The sequence below is a fragment of the Ruegeria sp. AH12 genome, assembly GCF_056541465.1.
This window is the reverse complement of sequence record NZ_JBQFYL010000014.1, coordinates 1-17,562: the sequence shown is the minus strand read 5'-3', so window position 1 is coordinate 17,562 and position 17,562 is coordinate 1. Positions and strand designations below refer to the sequence as shown.

14 protein-coding genes and 1 pseudogene are annotated in these 17,562 nt (G+C 55.9%); 9 read left to right on the top strand and 6 right to left on the bottom strand.

Going from position 1 to position 17,562, the window contains the following annotated elements; genetic code table 11:
- Nucleotides 1-50: 50 nt before the first annotated feature.
- From cysK to ACR0EL_RS17215, 5 genes are all read right to left on the bottom strand, one after another.
- Nucleotides 51-1,028 carry a cysteine synthase A gene (gene cysK, locus ACR0EL_RS17235; RefSeq protein WP_480501303.1) on the bottom strand — a complete coding sequence of 326 codons (978 nt, stop codon included), beginning with the start codon at nt 1,026-1,028 and terminating at the stop codon, nt 51-53.
- Entirely contained in the window at nt 1,015-1,872 is an 858-nt protein-coding gene (gene dapF, locus ACR0EL_RS17230; RefSeq protein ID WP_480501302.1) for a diaminopimelate epimerase, read from the bottom strand. Before dapF ends, cysK begins: the two co-directional genes overlap by 14 nt.
- On the bottom strand, nt 1,869-2,687 hold the full coding sequence (locus tag ACR0EL_RS17225; RefSeq protein WP_480501301.1) for an arginase family protein: 819 nt from the start codon (nt 2,685-2,687) through the stop codon (nt 1,869-1,871). Before ACR0EL_RS17225 ends, dapF begins: the two co-directional genes overlap by 4 nt.
- A gap of 60 nt (nt 2,688-2,747) precedes the next feature.
- A complete protein-coding gene (locus ACR0EL_RS17220) occupies nt 2,748-3,617 on the bottom strand; it encodes a YqcI/YcgG family protein (RefSeq protein WP_480501300.1) in 870 nt (289 codons plus the stop codon).
- Nucleotides 3,618-3,684: 67 nt separating this feature from the next.
- Nucleotides 3,685-4,998 carry an MFS transporter gene (locus ACR0EL_RS17215; protein ID WP_480501299.1) on the bottom strand — a complete coding sequence of 438 codons (1,314 nt, stop codon included), beginning with the start codon at nt 4,996-4,998 and terminating at the stop codon, nt 3,685-3,687.
- Here ACR0EL_RS17215 and ACR0EL_RS17210 point away from each other — a divergent pair.
- Nucleotides 4,997-6,313 (top strand): aminotransferase-like domain-containing protein, encoded by a 1,317-nt coding sequence (locus tag ACR0EL_RS17210; RefSeq protein WP_480501298.1) that lies wholly within the window; start codon nt 4,997-4,999, stop codon nt 6,311-6,313. The genes ACR0EL_RS17215 and ACR0EL_RS17210 overlap by 2 nt on opposite strands.
- A 262-nt stretch (nt 6,314-6,575) precedes the next feature.
- Here ACR0EL_RS17210 and ACR0EL_RS17205 read toward each other — a convergent pair.
- Nucleotides 6,576-6,695 (bottom strand): annotated as a pseudogene (locus ACR0EL_RS17205) (AbrB family transcriptional regulator); the annotation flags it as partial.
- A 199-nt stretch (nt 6,696-6,894) separates the two neighbouring features.
- On the opposite strand from ACR0EL_RS17205, the gene ACR0EL_RS17200 reads away from it, so the two are divergent.
- The 8 genes from ACR0EL_RS17200 to ACR0EL_RS17165 all read left to right on the top strand — a co-directional run bounded on the left by ACR0EL_RS17200 (nt 6,895) and on the right by ACR0EL_RS17165 (nt 16,933).
- A complete protein-coding gene (locus tag ACR0EL_RS17200; protein ID WP_480501297.1) occupies nt 6,895-7,248 on the top strand; it encodes a hypothetical protein in 354 nt (117 codons plus the stop codon).
- A gap of 378 nt (nt 7,249-7,626) precedes the next feature.
- Nucleotides 7,627-8,892, top strand: a complete 1,266-nt coding sequence (locus ACR0EL_RS17195; protein WP_480501296.1) for a hydroxymethylglutaryl-CoA reductase — start codon at nt 7,627-7,629, stop codon at nt 8,890-8,892.
- Nucleotides 8,889-9,800, top strand: coding sequence for a UbiA family prenyltransferase (locus ACR0EL_RS17190; protein ID WP_480501295.1), 912 nt, complete (start codon nt 8,889-8,891; stop codon nt 9,798-9,800). Before ACR0EL_RS17195 ends, ACR0EL_RS17190 begins: the two co-directional genes overlap by 4 nt.
- Nucleotides 9,797-12,262: a PEP/pyruvate-binding domain-containing protein gene (locus ACR0EL_RS17185; RefSeq protein ID WP_480501294.1), complete on the top strand. Its 2,466-nt coding sequence runs from the start codon at nt 9,797-9,799 to the stop codon at nt 12,260-12,262. Before ACR0EL_RS17190 ends, ACR0EL_RS17185 begins: the two co-directional genes overlap by 4 nt.
- Nucleotides 12,249-13,349: a BtaA family protein gene (locus ACR0EL_RS17180; protein WP_480501293.1), complete on the top strand. Its 1,101-nt coding sequence runs from the start codon at nt 12,249-12,251 to the stop codon at nt 13,347-13,349. The genes ACR0EL_RS17185 and ACR0EL_RS17180 overlap by 14 nt, the downstream gene beginning before the upstream one ends.
- Nucleotides 13,346-14,677: a hypothetical protein gene (locus ACR0EL_RS17175; RefSeq protein WP_480501292.1), complete on the top strand. Its 1,332-nt coding sequence runs from the start codon at nt 13,346-13,348 to the stop codon at nt 14,675-14,677. Before ACR0EL_RS17180 ends, ACR0EL_RS17175 begins: the two co-directional genes overlap by 4 nt.
- A complete protein-coding gene (locus tag ACR0EL_RS17170) occupies nt 14,674-15,519 on the top strand; it encodes a hypothetical protein (protein WP_480501291.1) in 846 nt (281 codons plus the stop codon). The genes ACR0EL_RS17175 and ACR0EL_RS17170 overlap by 4 nt, the downstream gene beginning before the upstream one ends.
- On the top strand, nt 15,512-16,933 hold the full coding sequence (locus ACR0EL_RS17165; protein ID WP_480501290.1) for an AMP-binding protein: 1,422 nt from the start codon (nt 15,512-15,514) through the stop codon (nt 16,931-16,933). Before ACR0EL_RS17170 ends, ACR0EL_RS17165 begins: the two co-directional genes overlap by 8 nt.
- Nucleotides 16,934-17,562: the final 629 nt, after the last annotated feature.

Below are 17,562 nucleotides of genomic sequence, written 5' to 3'. Positions count from 1 at the left end.
GCATATGTCCTCCTTCTCTGACGAGAACGTAAAGGCGTGAGGTGTATGGATCAGGCAGTTTCCAGCTCACGGTCCAGTGAATCGAGCCACTCGTCATCCGATCCTTCGCTCACGTCTTCCATGAGGAATGTAGATAGATAGCGTTCACCTGTATCCGGCAGCATGGCCAATAATACAGAACCGCGCGGAGCGGTATGGGCGACCTCAAGAGCCGTCGCGAGCGTTGCCCCAGCTGAAATACCAACAAAGATGCCTTCTTCAGCAGCCAGCCGGCGAGCTGTGTCGCGTCCGATGGTTTCGTTTATGGGTTGAAGGTGGTCGATGACGGTCTGGTCCATGACGCTTGGTACGAAGTTTGGCGCCCACCCTTGAATCTCATGCAGATTCCACGACTTTCCAGCCAGAACCGCTGCGTTTTCTGGTTCCGCGCAGACCACTTGCACATCTGGTCGAGCACGTTTCATCATTTGACCAACACCGGTCAATGTTCCGCTGGTGCCAAAGCCAGTCACGAAATAGTCGAGACGTTTTCCTGCGAAATCGCTCAGAATTTCGGTTGCAGTTGTTTCACGATGGTAGGCTGGGTTTGCGGGGTTATCGAATTGCCGTGCCCGGAACCAGCCGTGCTTGTCCGCCAGGTCATCTGCAATCTTGTTGCCTCCACTGCTGCCCAACTCACCAGGAAAAAGCAGCACCTTGCCGCCGTATGCTCTGATCAGCTTGCGTCTTTCGAGTGAATAAGTGTTCGACATTACAGCGACGAATTTGTAGCCGCGAGCCGCCGCGACCATAGCCAGCGCTATGCCCACGTTGCCAGACGTGCATTCGACGATTGTGTCGCCTGGCTTCAGTTGTCCTTTTGCTTCAGCGTCAAGGACTACGGCGAGCGCAAGCCGATCTTTCACCGAACCGCCTGGATTGAAAGATTCCACCTTGACGTAGATGTCCACATGCTCTGGTGGGATCCGGTGCAGCTTTACAATCGGCGTCCGGCCAATGGTATCTAGAATGCTATCATATAGTGGCATAAGCGAACTCTCCTTCAAAAACAAAGGCTGCAGGACCTGTCATTGTGATTGGTGCCTGATAATTGTCAGGCCAAGATATCTGAAGCGTCCCACCAGGCATCGAAACTGAGACATCTCGACTGACCCGGCCTTGCTGCATCAGGTAAGACGCAGCAGCACAGGCACCGCTCCCACATGCGAGGGTTTCTCCTGCGCCAAACTCGAAGACACGCAACCGCAAGTGATCTGGACCAACAATTTCAACGAAGCCGACGCAAATGGTATCTGGCAGCTCAGGTGCGTTCTGAAGCAGCCGTCCGACTGTTTTGACGGGTGCACACTTTAGATCCTGAACCTCGATCACGGCATGTGGATTCCCCATGGACACTGTTCCAAAGCGAATGACATTGCCCTCAGGTGTTTCGAGTGAATAGGGAGGGCTTTGTTTCTTAAAGCCGTGAAGGGGTAGTGCGGCCAGATCGAAAGACGGCGGTGCCAACTTGACAGAATATGTATCCCGACCGAGCGACATGACTTCGATTGGCCCGGACGGGCTATCAAGTTCGAAAGCGTCAGAAGCGGCGAGCCCGGTTCTTTGAGCCCATGCAGCGATGCATCTGGCACCATTTCCGCATTGCTGTGAAGTTTGCCCGTCAGAGGTCCAGATACGGAACGAGACCAATGCGCGAGGTGAACGTGGCGGCTCAATCCCAAGCACGAGGTCGCACCCGATCCCGGTGTTTCGATCGGACATTGCCGCACATAATTCGGGTGTTGGCTCCGAACGTCCCCTCAGATCAACAACGACAAAGTCGTTGCCGGCACCGTGCATCTTGGTGAAGGGGATGTTCTCAAGCCCGGTCAAACTACTGCCTCTGGCTCAAGCAATGGATCGATTATACTCAGGATATGCTTCAACGGCGCGCGACTCTCGGATTCCGAAAGCGGTGCGTGGAACTCTGCAAGTTCCAAGCCGACAAGTCGTCCAGAGGGAATCGCCTGGAAAATCTCGCGCAATTGTTTCGGCAGAAACCCGTGCGGTACACTGTAATCCGCAGGTATGTGGCCTGGCTCCATTACATCCCAATCAACATGAATCCAGACTGGTGCTTTTCCCACGGCCTCGCGTACGGCGCTAGGCGTTGCCTCTTCTGGCGGCAAAATTCGGACACCGGACCTACGCAGCTGCGCCAGCTCTTCGGGGTCGATGTCGCGTGCGCCGACCAAAATCACCTGATCAGGGCGTAGCCCTTTTCCGTGGCCACTGTCCCAAAGACCACAAGCCCCGGCCAGCACCATACCACCCAAATATCCGGAGCCTGTCGTATCCGGCGTGTTGAAATCGCCGTGTGCATCGACCCAAAGCAGTATGGCTTCCGGATATCGCTCAGCAAGGGTCGGCAACGAAGCAAGACTGGCTGAGCAAGTATTGGCGACCATGATAGGTGTTCGGCTTGCTTCGATGCTGTCCGCAATGGCGGCTTGCAGGCAGACCAAAGTCTGTTCTGCTTCTGGAAGGCTGAGCGTCCAGTCGTCAGTTTTCGCAGGCTCAGGCGTTCCGAAATACTTCCCTTTGAGTCCAAGGGCTTCTTCCAGCATTCTCGCGGTCTGCAATGCGCCCTCGATTGTGCGATCTTTGCGATCTGCTATTCGTCCTTGGGAAACTATGAGTTCGAACATATTTACTGTGTCCTTCTGGGATTACGCTGGAATTTCTGAATCAGGCGGATTCAATTGACGTTAGGTTGTCTCAGTTCCTTTCTCTCCGGCACGTCTGGAGGCCGAATGGTTACCGGCATGTGGAAATCTCTGGGTGGTGCTGAGCGATCGGTCCGATTTGAAGGGGCATCTACCTGTACGGATCTCGTTTTTGTCGGTGAGGCTGTATTGCCACCACTCAAGGCTATCTTCCCCATAGGACCCAAGTTGAGGGCAGTGTGGCTGACCATCGTAAGTAAGAATTCGTTCACGGATGTTCGCCCGAGCTCTGCGACCGGCAGGGGTATCGCCTGCAACTTTGTCAAATCGCTCACGCGGATTAATGACCAATTTGAAATGTTTCCCTAGATTTCGACTCGCTCGGCTCTGGTGGGCCGGGTTGCTCATATTGCAGAAAATCGGCATACCGCCGAAACACATCGACCAAGCTGTCGAGTTAGGATCATACGGCACATCCGCAGGCCAGGGATGATTGTCCAGTGCATGAAGGCGTTGGAGCGTTCGCCATCCAAAGGTGTGATAATCTTCCACGCGGCGGGCCGAGATCGCATTTTCTGAGAATGCAACGACCAACGGATAGGCGGTGTTTAGATCGCCGTTCCAATCTGAACTCACCTCGACAAAGGCCATGAGCCCCCTCGCCAAACGTTTCATATCGTCCAGATCATTTCCTTCGACAAAGATAAACTTCAGCAAGCCCTTACGGATCGCGTTCTTTGAGAACACACACGGAAATCCGTTTTCGTTGGCCAGGCGGTCGTGAACGTCGTCGTAGGCTTCCCTGTGCCATCCCTGCGCAGTTGCCGCAACGTAAGGTTGCGATTGCAATACTGTGACACTCGTTGTGACACGCTGTTCAGTGCTCAATAAATCATTAACATCTGTTGTCATGGCTTCAAATTTTCCCTTGATGAAATGGGTGCGATTTACCCTGCCCTGCGACAACGCATTCGCGGCTTTAGCCTGATTTGACCGCCTGTGCCGACTCACTGCGGAATGTTGGCTCTTCGGTTTGGTTTGCGGGTTCGGTACGGCCGGTCGATCTGCCCAACCATCCAACCGCAATTGTTATGGCGACGAGCAGCGCGGCAAAAACTGACATTGCTGTGAGAAGGCCAAACTTATCAGCCATTGCGCCACTTGCGATTGTTGGCAGCGAAAACCCAACATACGCATAGACAAATAACCCGGCAGCGGCGCGTGCGCGGTTTTCCGGCGCGCGGATTGCAAACTCCGATAGGCTCGATAGATATGTAAATCCATAGCTAGCCGAACTTGTGATCGCCGTTCCTGCAAGAACCAGCCAGATTTCCTGGAGCCAGACGCCAACCAACACCGTGAGAAAGCCGAGCGGCACGAAAACAAATCCAACTCGCAATGCGCTTATGTTCGTCAACCTGCGGGCCAGCGGCTGCGACAGGAACCCAACGAAGATGGCCAGGAATATGACCAACCCAGTATATGCCCCGAGTCCCTGCGCATGAAGTTGCAGCGGAACAACTGCAATGGTCATACCGGTGGTAGACCAGGCAAGCGCCAGCGCCATTCCGTATTGCCATGTTCTTTCAGGAAATACAGGCAAACGCAGCATGGCCACTCTCTGCGGGTTGTCTGCTTTGGGTAGAGCAAGCACTACCAGCGCCAAAATTGGGGCAACGAGGAATAGAGCGACAAAGCTGACAGGCATAATGCTTGGCCCCCACTGGGCCAGACTGAGACCGGTTGCCAGCGCGCCTCCCCCAAAGCCCAATGAGGTGGCGGACGTTACCAGCAATGTGGCTTGTCTCGTACGATCCTGACTGAATAGCTCAGCCATGTACGCCGTCCCGGCCGTGGTAGCAAACCCTGTGGAAACGCCCAGCACAAAACGGGCAAACACCAATGAAGGCCACGTTGGAGCGACAACCAACAGGGCTGTTCCGCCGACACCCAAGGCCAGAGCGATCGCCACTGGTAGCCTGCGACCAATTCGGTCTGACATACCGCCAAGCAAGATGAGCGTGGGCATCAAACCTGCTACATAGGCGGCAAAGCCAATCGTGATCGCTGTTGCCCCAACACCACTGTTGTCTGCGTATACAGAATACAGCGGTGCCTGCAGATTTACTGCATAGGTTGTGGTGAACAGCGCGAACGCGAGAATCGCGTGGCTAGTGGTCTCTCGCATGGGTGGCATCCTTTGGCGAACTAAACCTAAGGTTGACACGCGAATATTGTTATCACAATTACTGTATTGTACTAAGGACAGCGGAAAAGCGCTGAGGCCAATCATGGTTTATCTGGACCTAGCGGAAAAATTGGTAGTGCAGATCAAATCCGGTGAGATCCCCCCTGGAACGCGCTTGCCAACACACAGGGCCTTTGCCGAGCAAAACGGTGTGGCTTTAGCAACAGCAACGCGTGCGTACAAAACACTGAAGCAAAGGGGCTTCATAGTAGGGGAAGGCGGACGCGGCATGTTCGTCAGAAACCCGGAATTACCGCTCACCCTTGGAATCGAACAGTTTGAGGATGCGCCGCCAATTGACCTGGTCTTCAACATGCCGGCCGATCCAGGTGACGGGGAAATCCTGCGCTCCGGTTTGCGTTGGCTCGCCAGACGCGGAGACCTAAATTCTGTTTTGCGCTATCAACCGCATGGCGGGGTGTTGAGTGAGCGGAGGATCATCGCTGCTTATCTCTCAAGCAGAGTTGGAAAGATCAATGCAGAGAACCTTTTCATCACATCTGGCGCCCAACACGGACTTTCGATTGCCGCCCTGGGTCTCCTAAAGCGAGGTGACATAGTCGCAACTGACCAGCTGACATATCCAGGATTTCGCGCAGTGGTCGGTTTGCGCGACCTTTTGCTACACTCAGTTGCTGAGAGAGAAGGAAGCATGAACCCGGAATCCTTGCTTCGTCTTTGCAAAACCAAATCTGTCCGTGCCGTCTATCTCACCCCTACCGTTCACAATCCACTAGGATCGGTTATGGACGAGAAAACGCGCCGGGAAATTGTAGCTGTCGCCCGGCACTTTGACTTACTGATAATAGAAGACGGAGCCTACGATTTTCTTGAAACGGACCCGCCACCAAGTTTTCTCCAGCTTGCGCCGGAGCGGTCCGTTTACATCGGAGGTGTGTCCAAGGTTTTGGCAACGGGCCTGCGACTCGGATATATAGTTGTGCCGCCCGATTTGGCTGGAGCTGTGACGATGGCGATCCGCGCAACAACCTGGAACACGCCAGCTGTTATTACCGCATTGGTTACGCACTGGATCGAAGATGGCTCAATCTTGGAATTCGAGAACAGGCGCAGGGAGGCCGGTGCCAGAGGGCAGCGGCTTTGCCATGAGTATTTGAATGGATACGATATCTGCTCACATCGAAACGCTAGCTTCACTTGGGTGCGCTTACCGAAGCGAAAGCGGGCTGATCCAATCGTATCTATGCTGGCGGAAAGGGGTGTCGCAGTTTCCTCGGCAGAGCCATATGCAGTGCCACCCGGCACGGATAATGCACTACGTCTAGCCTTTGGGGGAATCAGCGAGGAAGGTCTAACGCTAAGTTTAGAGAGTATCTGCAGAGTTGTAGACATGGCTTAGTTCCATAATGAACTTTGGCTCAGTCGGGTAACAATTGAACATCACAACATCAAACCTTCCACCTGCCGCTCGGTCGCCCAATAATCGGCGTTGGCGCGACAGTGGTAATTGTTCACTAAGTTGCGCGCTTCGTAAGTTGACCCCTCCACATTATGCTGCGCGATGCGCGATTGGCTCAAAACCACGCCGTGTTGTGGAAATTCGTGCTTGTGCAGAGCATTTGGCGCTGAGAGCGCGCGCAGCATGAGATCGAGAGGTCCGGTACGCCCAGTATAGTGCGGGCGGCAACCGAGACCTGTCCAAAGCCTTCCATCGGTGAGTGAGCAAGAGCTGCAATCAAACATGCGCTCATTGGCCCGAACAGAAAGGGTAGTGGCAGGTTTTGAGTCGATAACGAATTCCCGCTGAGCAGATGTGGAAAACGACTCTAAGTCAGAGTTGTGCCGATGTTCGCATTGACATGTTTTGGTTGTTGAGAAGAACTGCATTAAATCGATCAGCAGCGTGGTGACGGGTAGGCCGCTGTCAGTTTTCCCCAAAGGTCAACTTCAAGCAATTGTTAAACTGCGAGGTGAAGAGACATGACTGATGGTCGAAATGATCTCTTTGAACGGCTCAATCCAATTTGGGAGGCCGTGGTTAAGTTGGGCGAGAACGCCCCCGAACTCAGTAAGAAGGCCTATCTCAATGAAATGAGGGGTGAAGTGGACAAAGCACGGACCGCTTCATTTGGGACTGAAAACAGTGCGGATCGGTGTGACGAAATAGTAGCGGAGAATCCTGAAGCTCAGTTCAAGATGATTGCAGTCGCCTATGCCACCGGAGACATGGATGAGGTAGATCAGGTGATAAACTACCTTGCTTTTATAAGTCGTATGAAAAAACAGAGCATTTATGAATTGGGGCACTGGAGTGATGAGGACTCAGATGGGTGACGATACAGCCCGAGATCGCTTCACACAACACCCATACTGCGACGTTCGTAGTTTGTTACGATGCCGCCAAACATCCAATGGTAGCGGAAATACTCGAGTCGAGAAGCTTGGCAGGTGGTATCAACACACCGCATTTCTCGGCCGCATAGCATCCTAACTTGCCATAACTTTGTTACAATCTCTTCCCGCTTGAGCCGCTTGAAACCCCATTTGATCCTCCGTTTCGCAACTATAAGGGTGGACCAAGTCAAAAGGGTAGGGTCACTTACAGCCTACAACTGGATGTATTCACTGGATATCGTTTGCTTTCTTGTTAGGGTGCAGCCAGCGCAGAATTAAGTCTGCAGTCGTTTGTACAGCGTTTATCGGAGCCGACTTTTGATCATTCCATTTCATGTGCGGGAAATGCTGCGGCGTATAAAAGTGCGATATGATGCTGAACGCACACCACAGCAGATGGCCCCAAGCGACGAAGAATTTTCGTCTTTGCGCCCTTCTCGCAAGGCTGACAGTAAGACGGTTGCGCGGTTCTGGGATCACCTAAAGCCCAGGCCAAGCGATGCAGATCAGGCATTGATCGCTGATGCTGCGACAGTTGCAGCTTCTGAAACCTACAGCGCCAATATTGAGAACTTCATTGGAACTGTGAAAGTGCCAGTTGGCATCGTCGGGCCATTGCGCTTGAACGGTATGAACGCCAACGGGGATTTTTATGTGCCTCTGGCGACGACTGAGGCCGCGCTTGTTGCCTCTTATGCGCGAGGGGCTTTTGCAACTGGCCGTTCTGGAGGGGTTAGCACGGCCGTCTTGTACGAAGGTGTCCTGCGCACGCCCGCCTTTGTGTTCGAAGGCCTTTTGCAAGCCGGTCAGTTTGTCGATTGGGTGGTCAGCAATATCGACGATCTTCGCGCCGCAGCCGAAGCCACGACCCGGCATGGCAAGCTTGTCTCGGTCGAGCCGTTTATCGACACCAATATCGTTTTTCTGATTTGCCGTTACACGACAGGGGATGCCGCGGGCCAGAATATGGTGACCATTGCTACGGATGCGCTGTGCCGGGCGATCGTCAATCATTGCCCGATACCCATGGAAAACTGGTATATTGAGGGGAATTTTTCAGGCGACAAAAAAGCCTCGGCGCTTGGGTTGGTCACAGGGCGTGGTCGCAAGGTCAGCGCGTCGGTCACCTTGCCTGCGGAAGTCGTCGAAAAAACGCTTGGAACGACCGTGGACGCCATGTTGGCCTATGGGCGGGTCGCCAATCTTGGCGCGCACCTGTCGGGTCAGCTGGGGGCGCAGGCCCATTATGCCAACGGGCTTGCTGCTTTTTACATCGCAACCGGGCAGGATGCGGCCTGTGTCGCCGAAAGCGCGATGGGCGTGACGCGGATGGAGCCCAAAGGGGACGATCTTTTCTGCTCGGTCACGCTCCCGAATATCCTTGTAGGGTCTGTGGGCGGCGGCACCGGTCTGCCCAGCCAAAGTGCGGCGCTGAACATTCTGGGACTGAAGGGCGCGGGCCATGGCACGGCGCTGGCCGAAGTGGCCGCAGCCATCTGTCTGTGCGGAGAGATTTCGATTGTAGCAGCAATCGCTGCGGGCCATTTCACCCGCGCCCATGAAAGCTTGGCCCGCCAAAGATGACTTTGCTGGAGCGATTGTGGACCTATCAGGCCGAACGGTTTCCGTTGAAGAAGACCGTTCCGCTGTTGCTGGTGTTTTCGGCGGCCAGCATCTGCGTCTCGGCCCGGCTTGCGGATCGCCCGTTACCTGAATGGCCCGGTTTTGTGGTTGGATTTGTGCTCGCAATGGCGCTGTTTTTCCAGATGCGCGTTTGCGACGAGTTCAAGGATGCCGAGGATGACCGCCGCTACCGGCCCGAACGTCCCATTCCACGAGGGCTGGTGTCACCCGCCGAAGTTCTGGTGCTGGGCCTGCTGACCCTGCCGGTGGCTGTTGCCGCTGCATGGCTATGGTCCCCGTTGGTTTTGTGGTGCCTTTTGGGGGTTTGGGTGTGGCTGGCGGCAATGACTGCTGAATTCGGCGCATCAGCCTGGCTAAAGGCGCGGCCGGTTCTCTATCTGGTCAGTCATATGGCAATCATGCCGCTGATCGACCTGTTGCTGACCAGCATCGAATGGCTTCCGGCCGGAGGAGCGGCGCCACAGCTTTGGTTGTTTCTGGTGCTGTCCTTTATCAATGGCTGCGTTCTTGAGATCGGGCGCAAGCTCTGGTCGCCCGAAAATGAGATTGACGGGGTCGATACCTATTCGGGCCTGTGGGGGTATCGCCGTGCCACCATGATTTGGCTGTGCTGTGTCGTTCTATCCTTTGTTTTTCTGGTGGGTACAGGGTTTGCAACGGGCGTGGGCTGGTTCACGGTCGGGGTTGGGGCTCTTGCGTTGGTGCCCTGCGGTCTGGCCGCGCGCAGCTATGTCATGGCACCGACCCCCGTTGCGCAGGATAGAATGGACACAATTGCCGGGCTTTGGGTGTTCTTTTGCTACGCCACAGCGGGTTTTTTGCCGTTTCTGATTGGAGCTTTCAGATGAGTTTTATCGTCAGCCAATCCGAAGCCACGGATCCGAGCCAGGTCGGAGGCAAAGCCGCCGCGCTGTCGAATCTAGCCTGCCACGGGTTCAACCCGCCTGCGTTTTTTGTCATCACCGACGCCGCGTTTCGCAAAGGCAAGACGGGGCCGGTCGCAGCACGCGGGTTGAAAGGCGCGCTGGATGTTGCGTTGGATGTGCTGGGTCCGGGGCCATATGCAGTGCGCAGTTCCGGTCGGGCCGAAGACGGAGCAGACCACAGCCACGCCGGTCAGTTCGATACGGTTCTGAACGTCACAAACAGCAACGTGTTGGGGGCGGCGAAACAGGTTTGGCAATCCGGGTTTGCAGAGACAATCGCCATCTATCGCGCCGTCAAAACCGGGGGCGGGGCAGAGGCCCCGGCGATCATCGTCCAACGCATGATTGATGCAATGGCGGCAGGTGTCGCGTTTTCTGCCGATCCCGTGACAGGGCGAAGAAACGTCGTCGTTGTGTCCGCCGTCAAAGGTCTGGGCGACGCGCTGGTGGCAGGTGAAGTTGATGGTGAGGATTGGACCATTGACCAAAACGGGCACCCCGAATGCGCCCAAGCGGCACCTCAGGTCCTGACCCCGGATCAGGCGCTTCGGGTCGCAGCGCTTACACGGCAAGCAGAAGAGGCTTTTGGCGCTCCGCAAGACATCGAATGGGCGTTCGATGCCGATGGTGCGCTGCATATCCTTCAGGCGCGGCCAATCACAACTGCATTGCGACCAGCGGCTCTGCCGGATGAGGCGCTGACCATTTTCGACAATTCCAACATCGTCGAAAGCTATCCGGGCATGGTCAGCCCGTTGACCTATTCCTTTGCTGTGCACGTCTACTCGCGGGTTTATCGCGCTTTTGTTCGGCTTCTGGGCGTATCGAACAGAAACGTCGCGCAGAACGCGGCCCTTTTCGACAACTTCCTTGGGCGCATTGATGGGCGGGTTTACTACAATCTGGTCAATTGGTACCGCGCGCTGGCGCTGTTGCCGGGGTTTTCGCTGAATCGCGATTACATGGAAACGATGATGGGTGTGTCCGAACCCATGCCGTCTGAAATCACCGACCAGATCGGGCCTCCGCCCGCCAAAGGTGTGCGCAAGATATGGGAATACGCAAAACTGGCTGGGGTTGCGTGCGGCCTGACATGGCAGGCCCTGCATTTGCCACGCACCCGGCGCAATTTCTACGACAGGCTGAATGATGTTCTGGATCGTGATCTGGACATCGAAACTGCCAATGCGACCGAACTGGCCGCTGAATATCGCGATATCGAAAGCAGCCTGCTGGATCGCTGGGACGCCCCGTTGGTCAACGATTTCCTGTGCATGATCGCCTTTGGCGCATCGCGCAACTTGCTGCACAAGTGGCTGCGTGAAGATGGGCTAGTGCTGCACAACGATGTCATGATTGGTCAAGGTGACATCGTCTCGGCGGAACCGGTGCAGCGTATTGCCCGGATGGCGCATATGGTCCGCGAAGCAGGGATAGCGGATCATCTCAGCGCGGACTGCCGGTTGGAAACCCTGGATCCTTACCCCCGAATCAAGGACGAGGTTCAATTATATCTGAAAAAATTCGGCGACCGATGTACCGAAGAACTGAAGCTGGAAAGCATTCCGCTGCGCGAGGACCCCTCCAGCCTGTTGATGGCGGTCGCGGCCAGTGCTGCCCGACCGGAAGGCAAACGACATACAGGCCGTGAGCCGGACTGGAAATCCCTGTTCCCCGCCAATCCTTTGAAACGCTACTTGTCCAAATGGATCGTGGGCTGGGCCAAGGCGCGCGTCCGGGATCGAGAGAACCTGCGGTTTGAACGCACCCGGATATTCGGCCATGCCCGGCGTGTTTTCCTGGGGATCGGGCGCGAGCTTGCGGCAAGGGGGCTTCTTGCCGAACCCCGTGACGTGTTTCACCTGACAACACACGAGGTTCTGGGGGCCATTGAAGGATTCAGCCTGTCCCCGGATCTGAAAGCCATCGTCGCGCAACGCCAACGCGAAGATCGTGCATCGTCTGAACGCCCCGACCCGCCGGAGCGCATAGAAATCCGGGGGCCCGCAATTGCGCCGATCTGGGTGGATGCCGAAGTACCTGAACGCGATGGGGAATGCGTGAAAACCGGCACGGGCTGTTCGGCTGGGCAGGTTACCGCAAAGGCCCGCGTGATCCGTGACCCGCGCACCGAGGCGCTGCAACCCGGTGACATCCTTGTGGCGCGGCACACAGACCCGGGCTGGATCGCCGTGTTTTCGAATGCCTCGGCGATCGTTGTCGAACGGGGGTCCCTGCTGTCCCATTCCGCCATCGTGGCGCGAGAGCTGGGCATACCCTGCGTCGTCGGCCTGAAAGGCGCGACGCAGTGGATCCGGGACGGAGAAACGCTTTCGGTTGACGGGGCAAGCGGCAAAGTGGAACGGTACGATGGGGCAGAGTGAAATCGAAAGCAAGGCGGATTTCGACCACATCCGATACGCGCAATTGTGGGAGGATGCCGATGTTCTGACCGCCGCGCTGGGCGATTGCGCTGGGGGCACGCTGGTGTCCATCTGTTCAGCCGGGGATAACGCGCTGGCGATGCTGACGCTGGACCCGGCCAAAGTTGTGGTTGTAGATTTGTCCCCGGCGCAAATTGCTTGCCTGAAGCTGAGGATAGGCGCGTACCTGACCCTGACGCATCCTGAATTTCTGGAACTGACCGGCTCGCGCCCCAGCGACAGGCGCGCTGATCTGCTGTCACGCGCGCTGGGGGAAACCGACCCGGAAACGCGCGCCTTTTGGACCGCGCTTTCCCCCGAGGTCGTGCGCTTCGGGATCGGCGGCGTTGGCAAGTTCGAGCGGTATTTCCGCATCTTCCGCACCCGGCTTTTGCCGTTTGTGCATTCCAGAAAAACGATTGATGACGTCTTTGTATCCCGCCCCTCCGAAGCGCGGGCAGTATTCTTTGACACGCGCTTTGATACCTTCCGGTGGCGCTTGTTGTTGAACCTGTTCTTTTCCCGTCTAGTCATGGGCCGCATGGGACGCGACAAGGCGTTTTTCGATCACGTTGAAGGCAGCCCGGCCCAGCATGTGGCGCGCCGTATTCGCCATGCAGGCGTTGATACTGATCCGTCGCAAAACCCTTATCTACACTGGATATTGAAGGGCACGCATGGCGATGCTCTACCGATGGCCTGGCGACCCGAGCATTTTGACACGATCCGCGCCCGCCTGGATCGTCTGGATATCCGCCCGGGGTCGTTAGAGGCTTTTGTTTCGACCGGTGAGAAGGCCACCGGGTTCAACCTGTCCGACATCTTCGAGTATATGTCGCCTGACATGTTTGAAACGGTCTATGGCTCCATCTTGTCAGCCGCGGCCCCGAACGCGCGTTTGGTGTATTGGAACATGATGGCACCCCGCCGTGTGCCGGCCCGCTACCAGAGCAAAGTTGAAACTCTTCAGGCGGTTGAGGATCAGTTGAAAGCCCGCGACATGGCCTTTTTCTACTCGGACTTTGTAGTGGAACAGGTGCGTTCATGAGTGTTGTGGCCCAGATCCTGTTGGCTGTGATGTCTGTTTTTACCTTGTTGGGGCTGATGGCGGTGGTCCGGCGGCTGGCACATAAGGTCGGGCTTAGCGGGGAAGTGCAACGTAAACTGATGCACGTTGGCACCGGGCTTTTTGCCATGCTTCTGCCGTGGATTTTCCCGGATCGCTGGCCGGTTTACATGCTGATCGGGGCCACGATGATCGTGATGCTGATCTTGCGTTTGCCCCGCTTCTCAAAAGGTCTGGGGGCCGCCATCCATAGCGTCGAGCGTACTTCGTACGGGGATTTCCTGTTGGCGCTTTCGGTCGGGCTTTGTTTCTTGCTGGCCGGTGAAAACACGCTGTACTACTTGCTTCCGATCGCTGTTCTGACACTGGCTGATGCCGCCGCCGCGCTTGCTGGGACCACCTATGGAACCAAACGTTATGTGGTCGAAGATGGCGACAAAAGCCTGGAAGGATCGGTGGTGTTTTTTGTCGTAACCCTGTTGGTTGCGATCATCTGTTTCCTGTTTTTGTCAAAGCTGCCGCCGTCCAACATCATGATGCTATGCCTGATGGTTGCCGGTTTCGGCACCCTGGTCGAGGCGCAAAGCTGGCGCGGCTTTGACAACCTATTCCTGCCGCTCGGCTTGTTGATTTTCCTGAAAACGCACTATCACAGTTCGTTGGCAGAACTGGCGATGCTTGCAATCTTGTTCTTTGCCGCGCTGGTCAGTTTTGGCGTGGTGGGAACTCGGCTAGGCCTTAGCAAACATACGACCCGCGTTTATGTCGTTGCGGTTTTTCTGATGCTGGCCGCCGCCAAGATGCAGAATACAGTCTTGCCGATCCTGGTTCTTGCCGCACATGGCTGGGCGCGCACCGCATCTCCATGTGACAGCAAGTATCCTGATCTGGATATCGTGGCCGCACTGGGGATTTTGGGTTTTGGTTGGCTTGCTCTTGGCAATGCAACGGGCTGGGATGCGATATCCTTTTTCGGCCTCAGCGCCATGGGTTTGGCCATGGGGCTTTGCGCTGTGATGTTAAGGGCCATACCTGTTGCGATACCGATTGCTGCCGCTGTTCTGTTTCTGATCCGTATCTGGGCGGTTTCGCTAAACTCTGACAATTCCAACTGGGCCGAGCCTTTGACCGCGTTGTCACTTGTCACGCTCGCAGTGACCGCGATCATGCCTTGGGCGCTTCCGGATGTTTTTCAAAAGAACCGTGTTTCGCGGCTCACGCTCTTGGCGCTGCTACTGCCACTTACGTATTACATCTGGTCCATAGTAGGGGATATCAGCGCCCGGATCGCTGGCGGAGTTATATCATGACGAAGGAAAGCATTCGAACCGACGGTGCCAAACTGTCCATATATCTGCAGGGCCCTGAATGGGATGGCGCGCCTGCGGCAACCATCGGTGACTTCTCATGCAAGACGCCAGAGGCCGGTTTGCAAGCTCTGCATCAGGCTATCGAACGGATCCGCAGCGCCGGGGTCGACCGGATTATCGGTCCGATGTCCGGGGATACCTGGCACAGCTATCGGTTTGTCTCGGAAAGCGACGGTTCAGCCCCGTTTTTGATGGAACCGGCGAACAAGCCACATGACCCCGACGTGTTCAAGGCGGCAGGTTTTGCACCCATCAGCAGCTATTTCTCGGCGCGCGTTCCCTTGGCGCAAACGACCAGGTCGTCTTTGACCGCAACCGATGCGTTCACGGTCGAACCTTGGGATGGAACCAATCCCGAGGGCCTGTTCCAACAGGTCTACCACCTATCAGTCGAGGCGTTCGCACGCAATGCGTTCTACAAACCTATCTCTGAACGTGATTTCCTGGCGATGTACATGCCTGTCGTTCCGATGTTGAAACGCGAGCTAATCTTTTTTGCCCGCCGCTTGGACGGCTCATTGGTGGGATTTTTGTTTGGCATTCCAAACTATGCAGAAGGCCCAAAGCCCAAAGCGGCGATCCTGAAAACCTATGCCAGCCTGGAACGGGGCGCAGGACGCCACTTGGCCAGTCATTTCCACAAGTCCGCCCTGGAACAGGGCTTTGACACAGCGATCCACGCGTTGATCCACGATGACAACCAATCCGCCGAGCGCAGTGGTGTCGAAGGGGCCAATGTGTTCCGGCGGTACGCCTTGTTTGGGCTGCGTCTGGATGCCTAACCTGCTGGACCATTTTGCCGATGCGGTCGCGCGACAGCCGGACCGGATCGCCATTGTAGAAGGCACCGGTCACCAGGTCACATTCCGCGCCTTGCACGGACGCGCGCAGCAATTGGCCAGCAAGTGGGAGCGCAAGGGTCTTCGCCATGGAGACCGTGTTCTGTTGGCAATGCCCGTCAATGCGGATCTCTATGCCAGCCTCGCAGCCTTGTGGTCGTTGGGGGTAACGGTCGTTCTGCCTGAGCCCGCGATGGGTCTTGCGGGGTTGCGTTACGCGGCAAGAACAACCCGGCCCAAGGCGTTCTGCGCATCGGGTTACTTTGCGCTGCTCAGCTTTGTTGTGCCAGAGCTTGTGGGGCTGCCTCTTCTACGACCGGGCCAAGGGCAGGGCGAGCCAAGTATTGTGGATGTTCAAGACAACGATGTGGCGCTTGTTTCCTTTACATCCGGAACCACGGGTCCGGCCAAGGCCATCCCACGCAGCCACGCGTTTCTGATGGCCCAGCATGACGCAATCGCACCGCTTCTGGATAGTGCCATGGCCGAGCGGGATCTGGTCGCGTTTCCGGTCTTCACTCTGATCAACCTGGCGGCCGGACGCACGACGATTCTGCCAAACTGGAAGATGGCCAAGCTGGATCGTCTATCGCCCGAGCAACTGGCGGGCTGGATAACGAAACAACAGGTCACGCGGCTTTTGATCCCGCCGTCCCTGTGTGAAAAACTTGCGCAGTGCAAAGATACCGGCCAGTTGCACACCGTCTTTACCGGCGGCGGCCCGGTCTTTCCCGACCTGACCCAAGGTTTGCTCGAACAATCCAGCCTGGATGTGGTCTGCGTTTACGGCTCCACCGAGGCGGAACCGATTGCGCATCTTGATGCGCGCGACATCTCGGACATTGATTATCGCGATATGGCAGCGGGTAGGGGGCTTTTGGTCGGACGCCCCGTTTCGCACATCAATCTCCGAATTCGGGACGACGAAGTTCAGGTGGCAGGAGATCACGTAAATGATGGCTATCTTGATCCCGCGCACTCCACAGAAAACAAAATCAAAGACGGTACCACGATCTGGCATCGAACAGGCGATGCCGGCCGGTTGGATGAGCAGGGCCGTTTGTGGCTGTGGGGTAGACTGAGGAGCGAGGTGACAACCCCGACTGGCCGCATCTTTCCGTTCGCGATCGAAATAGCTGCCCGGCAATGGCCGAGCGTGACTAACAGTGCCCTAATGAGCCTTAACGGAAAGCCAACCCTATGTATTGAGGGTGACAAGGATCAGTTGTCAAACTGGAATAGCCTAGCGCTGGAATTCGGGGTTGCCAAAGTGATCCACGTGAAAAAAATCCCAATGGACAAACGCCACAGATCCAAAATTGACCGAGTAGAGCTTACTCATCTCTTGGGTCATTGATCTACAGCACTTTTCCCTTCAGTGTTCTCACGGAAAACTGCAATCGAGCACGGTTTTGTATTTGCCCGGTGGCTAAGCAGCGGAAAAGTCCAGCAACTTGTGAAGAGCAACTGCTATCATGGCTACACGCCCCATGAACGACCATTTCTCCCGCTGCTAGCTGGCAATCTAAGCTGCGAGAAAATCCAAGGGCCGTTTGAGCTCGTCAAAGTTTTTTTGCGCCGCGTGGATGAGAGGCTGATCGTTCTGAGTCAAAAATGCCTGATGTTTGGATCAGGATTGAATGACGCGGTTCTTTCATTTGTTGAGATTTTGACGGCCGATTGAGTCAAATATCAGTGACGTCCCACAGTGCTGAAAACATTGAAGAAATTCCGATCAACGTTTTCCTGCCCCTGATCTGTCACTAAAATCAAATCGCTTGCCTGCGCATCTATCCAATCCGCACTTGACTCGGAATGTCGCGCCCCCCCCCGGCCTCACCCGGACGCCGCCCGCTTTTGTTTGTACCCCACGTAAACCAAGCGCCGGGTATCTGGACTCATTGATTTACAGCCGGAACAAGACGGTAGCTGCGAGTGCAATGGCTGAGAGGAAGACCTTCGGGCATCTATCATAGCGAGTAGCCA